Below are 14566 nucleotides of genomic sequence, written 5' to 3' on the forward strand. Positions count from 1 at the left end.
GAACAGCGGCGTCGCGAACATCAGCAGCATGATCGTGCCGTGCATCGTGAACGCCTGGTTGAACTGCTCGTTCGACATGATCTGCAGGCCCGGACGGGCCAGCTCGGCGCGCATGAACAGCGCCATCGCACCACCGATGCAGAAGAACGCGAACGACGTGACCAGATACAGCGTTCCGATCGTCTTGTGGTCCGTGCTCGTCAGCCACTTGATGCTCTTGAGGTTGAGGTCTCTCACGCCCCGCCTGTGTCCGCCGCCCGCCGGGACGTCACACTTCGGGGACGCGACGAGCATCACGGAACCAGGTGTGACGATCGCGCGGATGCCGGACACGAACGGAACATGAGCAACGACGAGATCTTCGCCGCTGCCTATCGCGAGCACTACTGGGCGGTCAGCCGCTACGTCGCGCGGCGATGGGGCGGACATGCGAGCGAGGTGGAGGAAGTGGTGGCGGAGGTGTTCACCGTCGCCTGGCGCCGCCGCGCCGATCTGCCGCCGTCCCCGTTGCCCTGGCTGTACGGGGTGGCACGCAACTGCCTGGCCAACGCGGTACGCGGTCGGGGGCGCCTGCGCAGACTCGTCGACCGGCTCGGCAACGACGACACCGCGCACGGCCGGCACATCGCGGCCGGCCCCGAGGCGGACACCCCGGGCGGCTGGGTGCACGATGCGCTGGCCCGCCTCTCCCCGGCCGACCAGGAGGTACTGCGCCTGACGGCCTGGGAGGAACTCGGCATCGAGGAGGTCGCCGTAGTCCTCGGCTGCGGACAGCGGGCAGCGTCGATGCGGCTGCACCGGGCCCGCGGCCGGCTGAGAGCCGAGATCGACCGCATGCGCCCCGCGACCGGCCCCCACCCCTCGAAGGAACACGGCCATGGCTGACGAACTCGACCTCCTGCGCCGGGCCAACCCGGTGCCGACCGACGCCCCCTCCTTCGGTGACAGGTCCCTGGACCACAACGCCGAGCGCCGGCTCAACCGGCTGCTGCACGACCGGACGGCGGCCGGGCGCCGTCCCCGGCTGCTGTGGAGCCTCGTGGCCGCCTCCGTCGTCGTCGTGACGGCGCTGACCCTGCTGCTCTCCGGCCCGAACACCACCCCCGCGGTCGCCGCACCCCGTCCGCTCGTCGTCCGGGCCGGCTCCGCCCCCGTATCCCTGGACCTGCTGGCCGACCGCGCCGAGCAGGCCGCGGCCGACGGTGCGCCGGGACTGCGCAAGGGCACCCATGCGCAGTCGTGGAGCCTGGGCATGTCGGACGACAAGCCGCCCATCACGCTCCCTCTGGAGCGCATCGTGCGGTGGAAGGCCGACGACAGCCGCACGGAACTCGTCGTGGCCACCGACCCGGGACATCCCGGCCGGCCGGTCCTCACCGACCAAGGCGGCACCCCGCGTCTCGTCGACGACGGCCATGTCATCAGCCGCCGGACCTACCCGCCGAGCTGGAGCGACGCCCCGCCCGAGGCGACACCGCCGCACGACGCCGTGCGGCTCCGTGCCTACCTGCAGGAAGCCGCGTACACCCAGACCGCCCTGACGACTCCCGAACTCTTCGACGCCGTCGGCGCGTTGCTCGACCACTGGACCCTCGGCGCCCGCGAATCCGCGGCGCTCGCGCGGCTGCTCGCGGACACCGAGGGACTGCGGCCCATGGGAGGGGTGACGGACCGTCTCGGCCGGAACGGACAGGCGTACGAGTACCGGGCCCCGGGCCTCCGCCGGATGCTGATCATGGACCCGTCCACCGGCGCGGTCCTCGGCCTGGAGTCCACTTTCACCAAGGACGATCCTCAGTACGGCGTCGAGTCGGGCGACGTCATGGAGTACAGCGCCTGGATGCGCTGACTGCCGGTGCCGCGGCGGGTGACCTCACCTTCGCCGGGGCAGGGCACGCCGCCTTCGAAGACCACGCCGGGGCGGCGGGAGCGGACGAGGGCGCGCTCGTCGCAGCACCGACCGCAGAAGAGACGCGGACACCAGCCGGGCCGCCGCGACAGCGGGTCGTCGCGGCCGGGGCCGGACCGGATGCGACCGGCCCATCGCCGTCCGCGCCGAGAAGGTCCAGGTCATCCGGGACGAAACCTGGACCCTCGGCCATTGCCTCCCTACTCGTCCCATGCCTGGATCATGGTCTGCTGGGTGATCTTGCCGTCGCGCAGCGAGATCATCGACTCGGAGAAGACGCGGACCCCGTCCGAGTACTCGCAGGACTCGGTGAAGGCGGCACGGTCTCCCTCCATCACGCACTGCTCCAGCTTGTGGGACTTCATGTCGCGCTTGTAGATGTCGTTCAGCAGCTCGGCTATCTCGTCGCGGCCGTGCAGCACCCTGGGATGACTCGGCTGGGTGTTGCGGTCCACGACGCGTAGTTCCGCGTCGTCCGCGTAGAGCGACAGAAGCGTCGTCGCCGTGTTTCCTTCGATGCCTCGGCGCAGGGATTCGGTGCTGAAGCCGGAACTTGCCGCGGTGCCCATGGTGACCTCCTTCGAGGGCCGCGGCCCGATGAGGAGCGGGCCGCGAAGGACCCCTCCTCCGAGGCTCCTCCGCCCCGGCGCGGTCGGCAAGCGCAGCGGGACGGCCGAGGCCGGGGCTCAGGTGTCCAGGAAGTGGAAGCCCGGCCGGGGATGCATCAGGAAGTCGTGGTGGGAGATGTTCCACGCGTAGGCACCCGCCAGCGAGAACAGCACCCGGTCACCGGCCCGCAGACCGGGTGCGGGCACGTGGCGGGCGAGCACGTCCTTCGGTGTGCACAGCTGCCCGGCGAGCGTGATCCGCCGGCCCTCGGCCGCCGGGCGCGGCCAGGGATGCGGCCAGGCCTCCACCTCCAGGACGGAGCAGGGCTGGTCGTGCCCCTTCGTCGCCGGGGTCCGCAGATGATGGGTGCCGCCCCGGACGACGGCGAACTCCTCCCCGTGACTGTGCTTCACGTCCAGCACCTCGGTGGCGTACCAGCCGCAGTACGCCGTCAGGGCCCGCCCCGGCTCGATACGCAGCGTCAACCGCGGGTGATCCGCGGCCAGCCGGGCGAGCCCCCGGCCGTAGGCGGCCCAGTCGAAGCGGCGCTCGGGGCGGGCGTAGTCGACCGTCATGCCGCCGCCGACGTTCACCTCGGCCGGCGGCACCCTGAGGCCCGCGGCCCAGGACACGACGGACTCGGCGACCGCCAGCTGCCGGTCGGCCTCCAGCCCGCTGGCCAGGTGGGCGTGGATGCCGCGCAGTTCGAGGTGGGGATACGTACCGTCGGTGAGCGCCCGGACCACCGCCCCGGCCCGGACCGGATCCAGGCCGAACGGTGCCGGACGGCCGCCCATGGCCAGGGAGCTGCCCGCGAGGGAGCCGTCGGCCACCGGAAGGTTGACGCGGGGCAGCACCGCCACCCGGCGCCCCGGCACGGTGCGCCGCGCCAGCTCCGCGAGCATGCGCAGCTCGTGCTCGCTCTCGACGTGGAAGCGCTCGACTCCCTGTGCCAGCGCGGCCGTCATCTCCTCCGGTGTCTTGCCCGGACCGCCGAAGGCGAGCGGCCGGCCCGGAACTGCCCGGGCGACATGGGAGAGTTCACCGCCCGAGGAGACCTCGTAGCCGTCGACGTACGGGGCGAGGGCGGCGAGGATCCGCGGCTCCGGGTTGGCCTTGGCGGCGTAGTACAGCTCGACCCGCGCGGGAAGTGCGTCCCGTACGGCCGCGGCGTGCGCACGCAGTGCCGCCATGTCGTAGAGGTAGGCGGGGAGTTCGGCGACGGGCAGGGACAGCGCGCGGTCTCGGACCGCGGGGGTCGGCATGGTCATCGGGTGCTCCCGGGCACGTCACGCAGCACGTCCTGGGCGAGCGGGGACGGCAGGCGGACGTAACCGGCCTCCCGGTCGGCCTTGCGTTCCCAGCGGGTGAGCAGGTTGCTCTTGGCGGGCAGCGGCACCCCGGCGAGCAGGGCGGCCAGCCGGGGCGGGCAGCCGTACCGGTCGGCGTACGCCCGGAGCGTGCCGCGTACCCGTGCCCACAGGGCCGCCTCGGCGTGCGGGTGCAGGTCGGCGAGGGCCGCGAGCAGTTCGGCGACATGGTTGACCAGCAGGCAGTACACGACGCGGTCCCAGCCGCGCTGTGCGTCGTACGTCATCGGGCCCGCGACCTCGGGGGGCAGTGCGCCGAGGGTGTCGGCGTGGTGCTCGGGGACCAGCTTGGTGCCCTCCAGGTCGCGGAAGAGGACCTGGGCGGGCATACCGTCGCCGTCGACGCAGATCAGCACGTTCTGGAGATGGGGTTCCAGGACCAGGCCGTGGTCGAAGTAGGCGGCCAGGACCGGCGGCAGCAGCAGATCGAGGTACGCCGACCACCAGTCGAGGGCCGTGTGCGGGTCCACCATGTCGTGCAGAAGGCGGGAGACATGGGCGGCGCCGGTCGGGTACTCGTCGGCCACCGCGGCCGCCAGCAGGGGAGTGGTGCCCGGCGCGAGCCGCCGCGGCAGGCCCTCGCGGACGATGACACCGAAGCCCTCGAACAGCGTCCGGTCCGGTCGCCCGTCGGCGCCGGGCAGGGCGAGCGTGCGATAGGCGGGCTCGCGCAGCACGGCGCTGCCCGGGAAGCGGTGCGCCAGGTCGGCGAGGGCCGGGGCCAGCGCCCGGGTCAGGGCCACCGCGCCGGACAACTCGTAACTGCTGTTCTTGCGCAGGCAGTTGGTGATCCGGACATTCAGGCTGAACTTGAGGAAGGTCTCCCCGTCGTACAGGGTGCGCACCGACGCGGTGGCGGCGAAGGGCGGTCCGCCGGTGCCGAGGTCGAGGACGTCGCCGCGGTCGAGTGCCGCGCGCAGCGCCGGGTGCCCGCGCAGCGTCTCGTACTGCCACGGATGGACGGGCAGCAGCCGGTGGCCGTCGGGGAGGCCGGGACGCTGCCGGTCGAGCGGGGCGACGGCCTCGGGGTGCGTGTACTCCTCGCCGATCAGATGCGCGCGGACGGCCAGGTGCCGCAGCGGGAAGGTGCCGCCGGCCTCCGGGGCGTACGCCGCCCAGGCGCGCGGGTCGCCCGTGCGGGCCTTGGGCGTGGGGTGGAAGCGATGCCCGAACAGGAGGGAATGCTCGGAGGAGAGGTAGGCCGGGAGCGGGGAGAGCGGATCCGGCGAGATCCCCCGGGTGGGCGGGGCGGCCAGGGAGGCCGATACGGCCCCGTGGCTGGAAGCGATCTGCTCCAGGAACTCCTCGTTGAACCCGCCTGTCCGCAGCGACAGTTCGTCGTGCGTGTACTCGGCCAGGCGCCGCCAGTCCAGCGCCGACCAGCCGCCGTCGCGCTGCTCGCTCACCGGGCCGGTGAACCGGTGCGCGCCGAGCAGCGAGGTGCGGCGCAGGGCGACGCGCAGCAGGACGCCGCGCCGGGGCAGCCGCAGCAGCAGCCTGCCGTCGGCGACCACGGTCTGGTGCTCGGGTCCGGACACCTCGCGCAGCAGACAGTTGAGCAGGGTGTGGGCCACCACCTCGTCGGCGGTGGGCAGTGCGGCGGGGGCGGTCGTGCCTTTGGGCGAGTCGGTCAGTGAGGGCATCAGCGGCTCCAGCGGGGGCGGAGGTTCGGTGCGGAGAACGGCGGCGCGGTGGCTGCGAGGTGGGCGCTACCGGGTCGTGTCCCGGTGGCGCAGCAGATAGTTGGGCCCGGTCGTGTAGTGCTTGTTGATGTCGGCCGCGCCCGAACGCTCCTTGGACAGCAACGTGCCGGCCGTGACCATTGCCTTCACCGGCAGCCGCGGCGCGTCGAGAACCCGGGCGCGCAGTACGGCGCCCGCGTCACCCCCGAGCCGTTCGACCGCCTCCGCCAGCCGTTGGCGGACGAGTCCCAGCAGTGCGGGCAGCGGGGCGCGGCCGTGCCGGGCGAGCCCGAACGCGTAGGCGCCCGCGCACAGATGGACGGTGATCGTGGCGAACAGGTCGGCGACCGGTCCGTCGTCCGTGCCGAGGACCCGCGCGTCGTCGAACCGCCACGCTCCGGGCAGTGCGGCGGTCAGCCGCGCGGTGTTCACGCGTGGCCCGTCGTTGTCCTTGAACAACAGCCGCAGGCTGCCGGGCCGTAGCACCAGGGAGATGTTCTGCTGGTGCGACTCCAGCGCGATGCCGTGCTCGAACAGTGTGGTCTGCCAGTCGAACAACAGCGTCAGACAGGCGTCGAGCAGGGCCAGCGGGTCCCCGTCGTGGAAGCGGTCGGCGAGATGGTCGACGACCAGCCGGCCGCCGGGAGCCGGCGCGAGCAGTGCCGCCATCGGCACCACCACCGCGTCGTCGAGTCCGGCCGGGTAGCGGCGGCACAGGACGGCGAGCAGTTCGTGTCCGGCATGGGCGTACGTGGACTCGTCGGCGAGGAGGATCGTCTCGCGGAAGCGAGGCTCATGAGCGATCACCGCTTCCAGCAGGCGCTGGCCCGCCGCACCGTCGACGAGTGTGCCCGGTTTGATGGAGCGCTTGTTCCGCAGGCCCAACGTCGCTGTGACCAGGGGGAGTTTGAGGTGCAGGGCCGGATCCGCGACCGTCGCCACGGTGCGCATGGACAGCGTCGGCAGGACGTCCATGGGGGTGCGGTCCGCGAGGAGCGCGCGGTGCGTCAGGCCGGTGGCCCGGAGGGCGTCGTCGAGCGGGGCGCCGACGGTCAGTGGGTGGACGGGCAGGGCCATATGCGTGTGCCGCACCTCGGGCAGACCGAGGGCCGCGGGTGTGGGCCAGGACTCGGGGAGTGCACCGGTGAGGGTGAGCGCGTCCCGGGGGACGGCGATCCAGCGAAGCGCGAAACGTGGGTGGAACTCCGGTGCGTGGGCCCGCAGTTGGTCCTTGGTGAGGCCGGAGCGCCCACGCGCGGTCGGGTAGACCGGATGGTCGAGCCGGGCGGCCAGGGTGTCGTACGCCAGGCTGCTTGCGAGCCCGGTCCAGCGCGCGGGGTCGACCCCGTGCCGGGAGGTCAGTCTGCTCACGGTCTCGGCCTGGGTCGCGGCGTGCAGACGCATCGTGGCCAGCGTCTGACGGCACTCCTCGGCCAGGGCGTCGAAGCCGTCGTGGTCCTCGGGCTCGGCCAGGGCGCCCAGCGCGGCGAGCACGGCCCGGCAGGAGGTCAGTTCGCCGCCGTCCGCCTCACGCACGAGGAGGGGCAGCCGGGCGGCGTACTCGTGCTGGTAGCCGTCCTCGACGACGGGCAGCAGCAGGGCATCGCCCTCGGCGGGCAGCCGCAGCCAGGGGCCGTCGGGCCGCCGCACGAGCGTGCCGTGCGTGCGCAGTCCCACCACGTCCTCGCGCAGCAGGGCGCTCAGTACACGCACGAGCAGTTCTGCTTCGAACGCGTCCGTCATGGCTGGATCTCCCAGCGCCGGGCTGTCAGGAAGCCGGCCGACACCCGGTCCACCGTGCGCTGGTCGGTGCCGGTCGCCCTCAGCACACCGAGGTAGTCGCGGTTGGTGCGGTACAGGTCGTGCCGCTCGCCCACCGCCCTGAGCGGACGATATGTCAGATGGACGCCGTCGACGCTGAGTTCGGTCGCGGCCGGGGCGTCGACAAGGACGCCGGGACGGTCGGCGCACGGGTACTCCACGCGGGCGGCGCCGTCTCGGCGGGCGCCCAGGCAGGCGGGGAGCGGCTCGCCCAGATGGGTGCGCAGGATGTGCTCGAACAGCGGGATCTCCAGCAGACGGGCCAGCAGCAGATCGCACTGGTCGCCGATGGCACGGTAGTTGACCTCGATGATCCGCGCCCGGCCCGCATGCACCACGAACTCCGTGTGGCAGGCGCCGAACCCGACGCCGAGCGCGTCGAGCTGGGGCAGGACCCGGGCAAGGACCGGCTCCGGATGCGTGGGGACGAAGGAAAGGTGTTCCTCGACGAAGTACGGCGGCGCCGACAGCCCGGTGTGGAAGCCGCCCAGGACATGGCGGACGGTCCCGTCGCCGAGGGTCTCCAGCGTGTACAGCTCGCCCGGGAGGTACTCCTCGACGACCAGGACGGCGCCCGGTCGCCGGTCCAGGATCTGTGTGGAACGCTTCACCAGTTCGTCCGGGCCGTCGACGAGGACGACGTCCTCGCTGGCCACACCCTCGCGCGGCTTGACCACACAGGGGTAGGGCGCGTCGAGCGCGGCAGGCTCGGCGAGCTCGGCCGACCACACGGTGTCCAGGCCCTCGGCCGCGAGCCGGCGCCGCATCTCGGCCTTGTCCTTGGTGCGCAGCGCGGCCCGCCAGTCCTTGCCGGGGAGCCCGAAGTAGGCGGCGGCCAGGGCGGCCTGGGTCTGGAGGTGGTCGCTGTTGGTGAAGACGGCGTCGGCCCGGTGATGCGTCGAGATCCGGGTGATCACGGCCCGGACGTCACGGACGTCGCATTCCAGGATCTCGGCGTCCGGGCAGGTGCGGCGGTGGGCGCCGGGCTGGTCGGTGAGGAGGGTGACGTCCAGGCCGAGGCGGGCGGCGGCGGGCAGGAAGCCCTCGGTGACGGAGTCCGTCGGGTTGAGGGCGAGCAGGTACAGGCGCATGGCTGAGGCACAACTTCCGCTAGCGGGTGGAGAGTTTCCCGGCGGTTCGCGGTCACAAGCGGTGAGCTTAGGGTAGCCTTGGTTTAGTTCTCAAACCCGGCCGTGTCGTCGCCTTGACGTGGGACTTCCATGATCGCGGCTCGATGTCCGCTGCCGATCGACTTCACTTGGTGTGAAGTAAGGTAAACCTAACTTTCTACGCTTCTCTGGAACCTCCCGTGCTGGAGCACCCATGTCCGTCGCTCTGAAGACTCCGTCGGCCGGTACCGTCGCGCGCACCCTCGGCGGCGTCTACCGCAGCCTTGCCGACCACTGCGAGGCCCTGACCGTCCGGGTCGCGGAACCGGGCGGCGACCGCACCGAACCAGGAGCGACAGCAGCGGAGCTGACAACGGATCAGCGACTCCTCGACGCCTTCGTGGACGCCGAGGCCGCCCGCATCCAGCACCGCTACGGCACCGTTCCCCGCCGCTACGTCGCCGCCTCCCGGGCCCTGCACGACTACGCCTGGTCCCTGGGGCTGCTGATGGCGGGAGCGTGGTACCTCGAACGCCGGGTGCCCCGGATCCGCCCCGAGGACGTCCGGCTCGACCTCGCCTCGGCCGCGTACGTGATCACCCCCGGGACAGAACTCTCCTGCCTCGACGGCGACCCCCTCGGCGCCCTCCCCGGAGTGCTGACCATCCCTCATGAAGCCGCACTGCATGCCGAGTTGCGGGCCGCCGTCGCCGAGCACATGGGTCCGCTGCTCACCGCGTTCGGCTCTGTCGTACGACGCCGGGGACGAGCCCTGTGGGGGATGGTCGCCGACGACCTCGTCTCCGGGATCTGGTACCTCGGCCGGACACTCGGCCAGGAGGGCGACGCAGTCCGGGCCGCCACCGAAGTGCTGCCGGTCGCTCTGTCCCCCTACCCGGCCGGCGCCGACTTCCGGTATCTGACGGACCGCGACGGCAGGCGACACGTCACCCGCACCCGCACCGGCTGCTGCCTCCACTACACCATCCGGCCCGCCGAGGCCTGCATCACCTGCCCCCGCACCTGCGACACCGAGCGCCTGCGCCGCCTGAAGGACTGACCGGCCGTCGCGCGCCGGCTCAGCCGGCCGTCGCCAGGAACTGTGTGGCCGCCAGCTCCGCGTAGAGCGGATCGCCGGCCACCAGTTCGCGATGAGTGCCCACCGCACGCACCGAGCCCGCGTCCATGACGACGATCCGGTCGGCCATGGTCACCGTGGACAACCGATGCGCGACGACCAGCACCGTGGTCGTCCGGGCGACATCGGCGACCGTGTCCCGCAGCGCCGCCTCGTTCACCGCGTCCAGCTGCGAGGTCGCCTCGTCGAGCAGCAGCAGCCGGGGCCGCCGCAGCAGGGCACGGGCGATGGCGACACGCTGCCGCTCCCCGCCGGACAGCTTGGTGCCGCGATGCCCGACCAGGGTGCCGAGCCCCTGGGGCAGCCGGGCCACCAGTCCGTCGAGGCGCGTCGTCTTGACCACCCGTGCCACGGCGTCGTCGTCCGCCTCCGGATTGCCCAGCAGCAGATTGTCCCGCAGCGAACCCGACAGCACCGGAGCGTCCTGCTCCACATAACCGATCGCGGAACGCAGCTCCGGCAGCTCCCACTCCGCCACGTCCCGCCCGTCGAGCGTGATGACACCGGACTCGGGATCGTAGAACCGCTCGATCAGCGAGAAGACGGTGGTCTTGCCCGCGCCGGACGGGCCGACGAAGGCCGTCATGCCCCGGGCGGGCACATCGAAGGTCACCCCGTGGTGGACGTACGGGAGATCGTCGGCGTACCGGAAACGCACACCGGTGAAGGCCACGGACGCGGGCTCCGCTCCCGTGGCCGGCAACGGCGCGGGCAGCGCCGCCGGTTCGGCGGGCAGACGCAGCGCCTCCTGGATGCGGGAGAGGGCCGCGGCACCCGTCTGGTACTGCGTGATCGCGCCGACGACCTGCTGTATCGGCGACATGAGATAGAAGACGTACAGCAGGAAGGCGACCAGCGTGCCCACGTCGACGGCGCCGGTCGCGACCCGCGCCCCGCCCACCGCGAGCACCGTGATGAACGCGATCTGCATCGCCAGCCCGGCCGTGTTGCCCGCCGCCGCGGACCACTTGGCGGCCCGCACGCTCTGCCGCCACGACTCCTCGGCGGCCGCGTGCAGCGTCTGCTCCTCCCGGTGCTCGGCCCCGGACGCCTTCACCGTGCGCAGCGCCCCGAGTATCCGCTCCAGCGAGGCGCCCATCACCCCGACCGCGTCCTGCGCCTGTCGGCTCGCCCGGTTGATGCGCGGCACGATCACACCGAGGACCGTTCCCGCGCCGAGGATGACCGCCAGTGTGACCCCGAGCAGCACCGGATCGACCACCCCCATCATGACGACCGTCGCGACGAGGGTGAGCCCTCCGGTACCGAGGCCGACGAGCGAGTCGGTGGTGACCTCCCGCAGCAGTGTGGTGTCCGAGGTGATGCGGGCCATCAGATCGCCCGGCTCGCTGCGGTCCACCGCCGTGATGCGCAGCCGCAGCAGATACGACGACAGGGCACGCCGCGCTCCCAGCACCACCGACTCGGAGGTGCGCTGCAGCACGTACGAACCGAGGGCGCCCACCGCCGCGTTCGCCACCACCAAGCCCGACATGGCGACCAACGCCCCGGTGATGGCGCGGTCGTGCGACAGATCGTCGATCAACCCCCGCGCCACCAGCGGCAGCAGCAACCCCGTGGCCCCGGTGACGAGCGAGAGCACGGCGCCCGCCAGCAGGGTCCACCGGTGCGGTCGAACGTAGCCGAGGAGCAGCTGCCAGCGCGGCGGACCGGTCTCCGTCTCTGCGATGCTCACGGCGCTCCTTGGGACAAGGGGTCGGGCGGAGCCTCAAGGTTACGACGACGGCCGCCCGCGCCTTCGGCCGACCGGATGACCTCCGAGCAGACGGCACAAAAGACGACAGAAGATGTCCGGCTTACCCGTCAACCTCGATGTGACGTATCAGTCGAGGCCACGGGAGGCCGACATGTCACACCCACTGGACGGCAGGATCGCTTTGGTCGCCGGAGCCACCCGCGGCGCGGGCCGGGGTATCGCCGTCGAACTGGGCGCGGCCGGCGCCACCGTCTACGTCACCGGCCGCAGCACCCGCACCCGCCGCTCGGAGTACGACCGCCCCGAGACCATCGATGACACCGCCGACCTGGTCACCGGGGCCGGCGGCCACGGCATCGCCGTACCCACCGACCATCTCGAACCGGAGCAGGTCCGCACACTCGTGGACCGCATCGCGGACGAACAGGGCCGCCTGGACGTCCTCGTCAACGACATCTGGGGCGGCGAGACCCTCTTCGAATGGGACAGCACGGTGTGGGAGCACGACCTCGACAAGGGGCTCCGGCTGCTGCGGCTCGCCGTCGAGACACACGCCATCACCAACCACTACGCCCTGCCCCTGCTCCTGCGCCACCCCGGCGGGCTGGTCGTCGAGATGACCGACGGAACCGCCGAGTACAACCGCGACACCTACCGGGTCTCCTTCTTCTACGACATCGCCAAGGCGTCCGTCCTGCGCATGGCCTTCGCGCTCGGTCACGAACTCGGACCGCGCGGCGCAACGGCGGTCGCGCTGACCCCGGGCTGGCTCCGCTCGGAGATGATGCTCGACACCTTCGGGGTCCGCGAGGACAACTGGCGCGACGCCCTCGTCCGCGTCCCCCACTTCGCCATCTCGGAGACACCCCGCTACGTCGGCCGGGCGGTCGCCGCGCTCGCCGCCGACCCCGAGGTGGCCCGCTGGAACGGCCGGTCCCTCTCCAGCGGTTCGCTCGCCCGGGAGTACGGCTTCACGGACCTCGACGGCAGCCGCCCGGACGCCTGGCGTTACATGGTCGAGGTCCAGGACCCGGGCAAACAGGCGGACACGAGCGGCTACCGGTGAGGTCGGTTGCTCAGTACCGGCGGCGCCCAGCCGGGCCGGACGGCCGGGCGGCAACGCCAGACCCTCGTGGTAAGTCAGCGTCACCGATTTCTTCAGTACCGTCGGTCCATGACCGACACGAGGCGCTTCGCAGGATACGGAGTTCTCGTCACGGGAGCGGCCCGTGGCATCGGCGCGGCCACCGCCCGCAGGTTCGCCGAGGAGGGCGCGCGAGTGCTGGTGACCGACACGGACGCGTCCGCCGCCGGGGAGACCGCGACCGCGCTGAGCCACCAGGGGCTCGCCGCCGAGGCGTCGGGCTGCGACGTGGCAGACCGGGCGGCGGTCGAGGCGGCCGTCGCGTACGCGGTGGAGACCTTCGGCTCGCTCGACGTCCTGGTCAACAGCGCCGCGCACTGTACCCCCGACGCCCCGCTCTTCGAGGACGAGCAGGACCCGGCGTGGGAGCGGGACATCGACATCACCCTGGGCGGTGCCTACCGCTGCTGCCGCGCGGCGCTCCCGCACCTGGCGGCCTCCGGGCGCGGAGCCGTCGTGAGCATCGGCTCCGTCAACGGCCTCCAGGACTTCGGCAACCACGCCTACAGTGCCGCCAAGGCGGGCCTCGCCTCCCTGACCCGTACGCTCGCCGGACATGCCGCGGCGCGCGGCGTGCGCGTCAATCTGGTGGTGCCGGGAACGGTCCGCACCTCGGCCTGGGAGGGCCGGGACAAGGTGCTCGAAGCGGTACGGGAGGTGTATCCCCTGGGCCGGGTCGGCGAGCCCGAGGACATCGCCGCGGCCGTCGCCTTCCTCGCCTCCCGCGACGCGTCCTGGATCACCGGCACCACACTGACCGTCGACGGCGGCCTGACCGCCGTCAACACGGGGTTCCTCCAGGCGGTCCGGACAACGTGGTGACCGTCGACGGCCTCGCGATGCGCTCTTCAAGAGGCGTCCGTGGACCGCCGATTGTCACCGTTTCGTCGCAGCGTGGGCGGCTCTACAACCCAATCCCCCGGGCACCGGTCTAGTGGGCAGGGATCGCAGGACCGTTACGAAGGGGACGCCCAGCATGGGGGACATACGCAGACGAGGAGCCGTCGTACTCGGAATCACCGGGTTGGTGGCACCGCTCACGGTCGCGCTCGGTGCCGCGCCGGCGCAGGCCGCGAGTTGTACCACGCAGGCCGGCCCGTACCAGAAGCAGGTGGAGAAGTTCCTCGGCCGGCCCGTCGACGGCAGGCAGTCCGCCGCCGACTGCAGGGCCATCCAGGCCTTCCAGAACAAGCACGGCATCACGCCGAACATCGGGTACGCGGGCCCCGTCACCTGGGGCGTGATGAACCTGATGAACAAGCAGAAGGCCGTGGGGGACAACCCCAACAGGGACGGCAAGTGCCCGGTGAACAAGGGCCGTATCGCCTGTGTGAACCTGACGCTCCAGCTCAGCTGGATACAGGACGGGGACAGGCTCGTCTACGGCCCGGTGCCGGTCCGCACCGGCCGCAACGGCTACGAGACCCGCACGGGTCTGAAGAAGATCTACTGGCGGCACATCGACCACGTCTCGACCATCTACAACGTGCCGATGCCCTACAGCCAGTTCTTCGACGGCGGGCAGGCCTTCCACTCGGTCAACCTCAGCATGTGGAACCCGCCGGGCTCGCACGGCTGCGTCAACATGACCACGACCACCGCCAAGAAGTACTGGTCGCTGCTGAAGAAGGGCGACGACGTCTTCGTGTACGGCCGCAAGCCGGGCACCTGACCGAAGTCCGGGGACATCCAGCCGTACCCCGCCCTGCCGTGCCGACTCGTGCGCGACGACGCCCGGCAGGGTGCAGCAGGCTGAACTGCGGTACAGAACTTGACATATGGACGTGATCAGTAACACGGTCCTGAATGCCCGTTTAGCTCGTGATTACTCACATTGTCTTCACGTTCGGAGCCGTATGCTTCACAGCATGTCCACCACTGTTGAACCCGTCTCCGATCGCTCGGCCGACGAGGTCAACGAGGAGATCCGCGCCCTGTGGCGCCGGTCGGGCGGGACACTGAGCGGCGAGCAGCGTGAGGAGTACCAGCGGCTCGTGCTGGAGTGGGCCGCGGCCGGTCCGCAGTCGGTCGAAGCGGCCTGAGCCGGCCCTTGCGCCGTCCCTCACC

13 protein-coding genes and 1 pseudogene are annotated in these 14566 nt (G+C 71.7%); 7 read left to right on the top strand and 7 right to left on the bottom strand.

The features are described 5' to 3' along the window. A pseudogene (locus tag F7R91_RS38565) lies at window positions 1-213 on the bottom strand (cbb3-type cytochrome c oxidase subunit I); the annotation flags it as partial. Window positions 214-342: 129 nt separating this feature from the next. Between F7R91_RS38565 and F7R91_RS38570 the strand changes: the two are divergent. Continuing rightward, on the top strand, window positions 343-885 hold the full coding sequence (locus F7R91_RS38570; protein WP_150958097.1) for an RNA polymerase sigma factor: 543 nt from the start codon (window positions 343-345) through the stop codon (window positions 883-885). After that, the gene (locus F7R91_RS38575) at window positions 878-1849 is read left to right on the top strand and encodes a CU044_5270 family protein (protein ID WP_150958098.1); all 972 of its coding nucleotides are present in this window, start codon (window positions 878-880) and stop codon (window positions 1847-1849) included. The genes F7R91_RS38570 and F7R91_RS38575 overlap by 8 nt, the downstream gene beginning before the upstream one ends. Window positions 1850-2109: 260 nt before the next feature. On the opposite strand, the gene F7R91_RS38580 is transcribed toward F7R91_RS38575, so the two are convergent. The 5 genes from F7R91_RS38580 to F7R91_RS38600 form a co-directional block, all read right to left on the bottom strand. Further along, window positions 2110-2478 (bottom strand): nuclear transport factor 2 family protein, encoded by a 369-nt coding sequence (locus F7R91_RS38580; RefSeq protein WP_150958100.1) that lies wholly within the window; start codon window positions 2476-2478, stop codon window positions 2110-2112. Window positions 2479-2595: 117 nt separating this feature from the next. Further along, window positions 2596-3789: a type III PLP-dependent enzyme gene (locus F7R91_RS38585; protein ID WP_150958102.1), complete on the bottom strand. Its 1194-nt coding sequence runs from the start codon at window positions 3787-3789 to the stop codon at window positions 2596-2598. Beyond that, complete coding sequence (locus F7R91_RS38590; RefSeq protein ID WP_150958104.1) at window positions 3786-5531, bottom strand: IucA/IucC family protein; 1746 nt, start codon at window positions 5529-5531, stop codon at window positions 3786-3788. Before F7R91_RS38590 ends, F7R91_RS38585 begins: the two co-directional genes overlap by 4 nt. 66 nt (window positions 5532-5597) lie before the next feature. Then, window positions 5598-7313, bottom strand: a complete 1716-nt coding sequence (locus F7R91_RS38595; RefSeq protein WP_150958106.1) for an IucA/IucC family protein — start codon at window positions 7311-7313, stop codon at window positions 5598-5600. Then, window positions 7310-8482: an ATP-grasp domain-containing protein gene (locus tag F7R91_RS38600; protein WP_150958108.1), complete on the bottom strand. Its 1173-nt coding sequence runs from the start codon at window positions 8480-8482 to the stop codon at window positions 7310-7312. Before F7R91_RS38600 ends, F7R91_RS38595 begins: the two co-directional genes overlap by 4 nt. A 232-nt stretch (window positions 8483-8714) precedes the next feature. Between F7R91_RS38600 and F7R91_RS38605 the strand changes: the two genes are divergently transcribed. After that, a complete protein-coding gene (locus tag F7R91_RS38605) occupies window positions 8715-9560 on the top strand; it encodes a (2Fe-2S)-binding protein (RefSeq protein ID WP_150958110.1) in 846 nt (281 codons plus the stop codon). Window positions 9561-9579: 19 nt separating this feature from the next. Here the strand turns inward: F7R91_RS38605 and F7R91_RS38610 are convergent, their stop codons facing one another. Continuing rightward, window positions 9580-11334, bottom strand: a complete 1755-nt coding sequence (locus F7R91_RS38610; protein ID WP_150958112.1) for an ABC transporter ATP-binding protein — start codon at window positions 11332-11334, stop codon at window positions 9580-9582. 172 nt (window positions 11335-11506) lie between these two features. Between F7R91_RS38610 and F7R91_RS38615 the strand changes: the two genes are divergently transcribed. The 4 genes from F7R91_RS38615 (at window position 11507) to F7R91_RS38630 (ending at window position 14541) form a co-directional block, all read left to right on the top strand. Next, window positions 11507-12421, top strand: coding sequence for an SDR family oxidoreductase (locus tag F7R91_RS38615; protein WP_150958114.1), 915 nt, complete (start codon window positions 11507-11509; stop codon window positions 12419-12421). Between the two features lie 108 nt (window positions 12422-12529). After that, window positions 12530-13321 carry an SDR family NAD(P)-dependent oxidoreductase gene (locus tag F7R91_RS38620; RefSeq protein ID WP_150958116.1) on the top strand — a complete coding sequence of 264 codons (792 nt, stop codon included), beginning with the start codon at window positions 12530-12532 and terminating at the stop codon, window positions 13319-13321. A gap of 154 nt (window positions 13322-13475) precedes the next feature. After that, window positions 13476-14171, top strand: a complete 696-nt coding sequence (locus F7R91_RS38625; RefSeq protein ID WP_150958118.1) for a L,D-transpeptidase family protein — start codon at window positions 13476-13478, stop codon at window positions 14169-14171. Between the two features lie 184 nt (window positions 14172-14355). Beyond that, the gene (locus tag F7R91_RS38630; RefSeq protein ID WP_150958120.1) at window positions 14356-14541 is read left to right on the top strand and encodes a hypothetical protein; all 186 of its coding nucleotides are present in this window, start codon (window positions 14356-14358) and stop codon (window positions 14539-14541) included. The last annotated feature ends 25 nt before the right edge of the window (window positions 14542-14566 follow it).

The sequence above is a fragment of the Streptomyces luteolifulvus genome (genome assembly GCF_008806595.1).
Classification (GTDB): domain Bacteria; phylum Actinomycetota; class Actinomycetes; order Streptomycetales; family Streptomycetaceae; genus Streptomyces; species Streptomyces luteolifulvus.

Bases quoted from the DNA above. Each gene is read 5' to 3' on its own strand.
- F7R91_RS38585 (WP_150958102.1), bottom strand. From the start codon at position 3,789: ATGACCATGCCGACCCCCGCGGTCCGAGACCGCGCGCTGTCCCTGCCC.
- F7R91_RS38570 (WP_150958097.1), top strand. From the start codon at position 343: ATGAGCAACGACGAGATCTTCGCCGCTGCCTATCGCGAGCACTACTGG.
- F7R91_RS38575 (WP_150958098.1), top strand. From the start codon at position 878: ATGGCTGACGAACTCGACCTCCTGCGCCGGGCCAACCCGGTGCCGACC.
- F7R91_RS38600 (WP_150958108.1), bottom strand. From the start codon at position 8,482: ATGCGCCTGTACCTGCTCGCCCTCAACCCGACGGACTCCGTCACCGAG.
- F7R91_RS38630 (WP_150958120.1), top strand. From the start codon at position 14,356: ATGCTTCACAGCATGTCCACCACTGTTGAACCCGTCTCCGATCGCTCG.
- F7R91_RS38605 (WP_150958110.1), top strand. From the start codon at position 8,715: ATGTCCGTCGCTCTGAAGACTCCGTCGGCCGGTACCGTCGCGCGCACC.
- F7R91_RS38625 (WP_150958118.1), top strand. From the start codon at position 13,476: ATGGGGGACATACGCAGACGAGGAGCCGTCGTACTCGGAATCACCGGG.
- F7R91_RS38615 (WP_150958114.1), top strand. From the start codon at position 11,507: ATGTCACACCCACTGGACGGCAGGATCGCTTTGGTCGCCGGAGCCACC.
- F7R91_RS38590 (WP_150958104.1), bottom strand. From the start codon at position 5,531: ATGCCCTCACTGACCGACTCGCCCAAAGGCACGACCGCCCCCGCCGCA.
- F7R91_RS38620 (WP_150958116.1), top strand. From the start codon at position 12,530: ATGACCGACACGAGGCGCTTCGCAGGATACGGAGTTCTCGTCACGGGA.
- F7R91_RS38595 (WP_150958106.1), bottom strand. From the start codon at position 7,313: ATGACGGACGCGTTCGAAGCAGAACTGCTCGTGCGTGTACTGAGCGCC.
- F7R91_RS38580 (WP_150958100.1), bottom strand. From the start codon at position 2,478: ATGGGCACCGCGGCAAGTTCCGGCTTCAGCACCGAATCCCTGCGCCGA.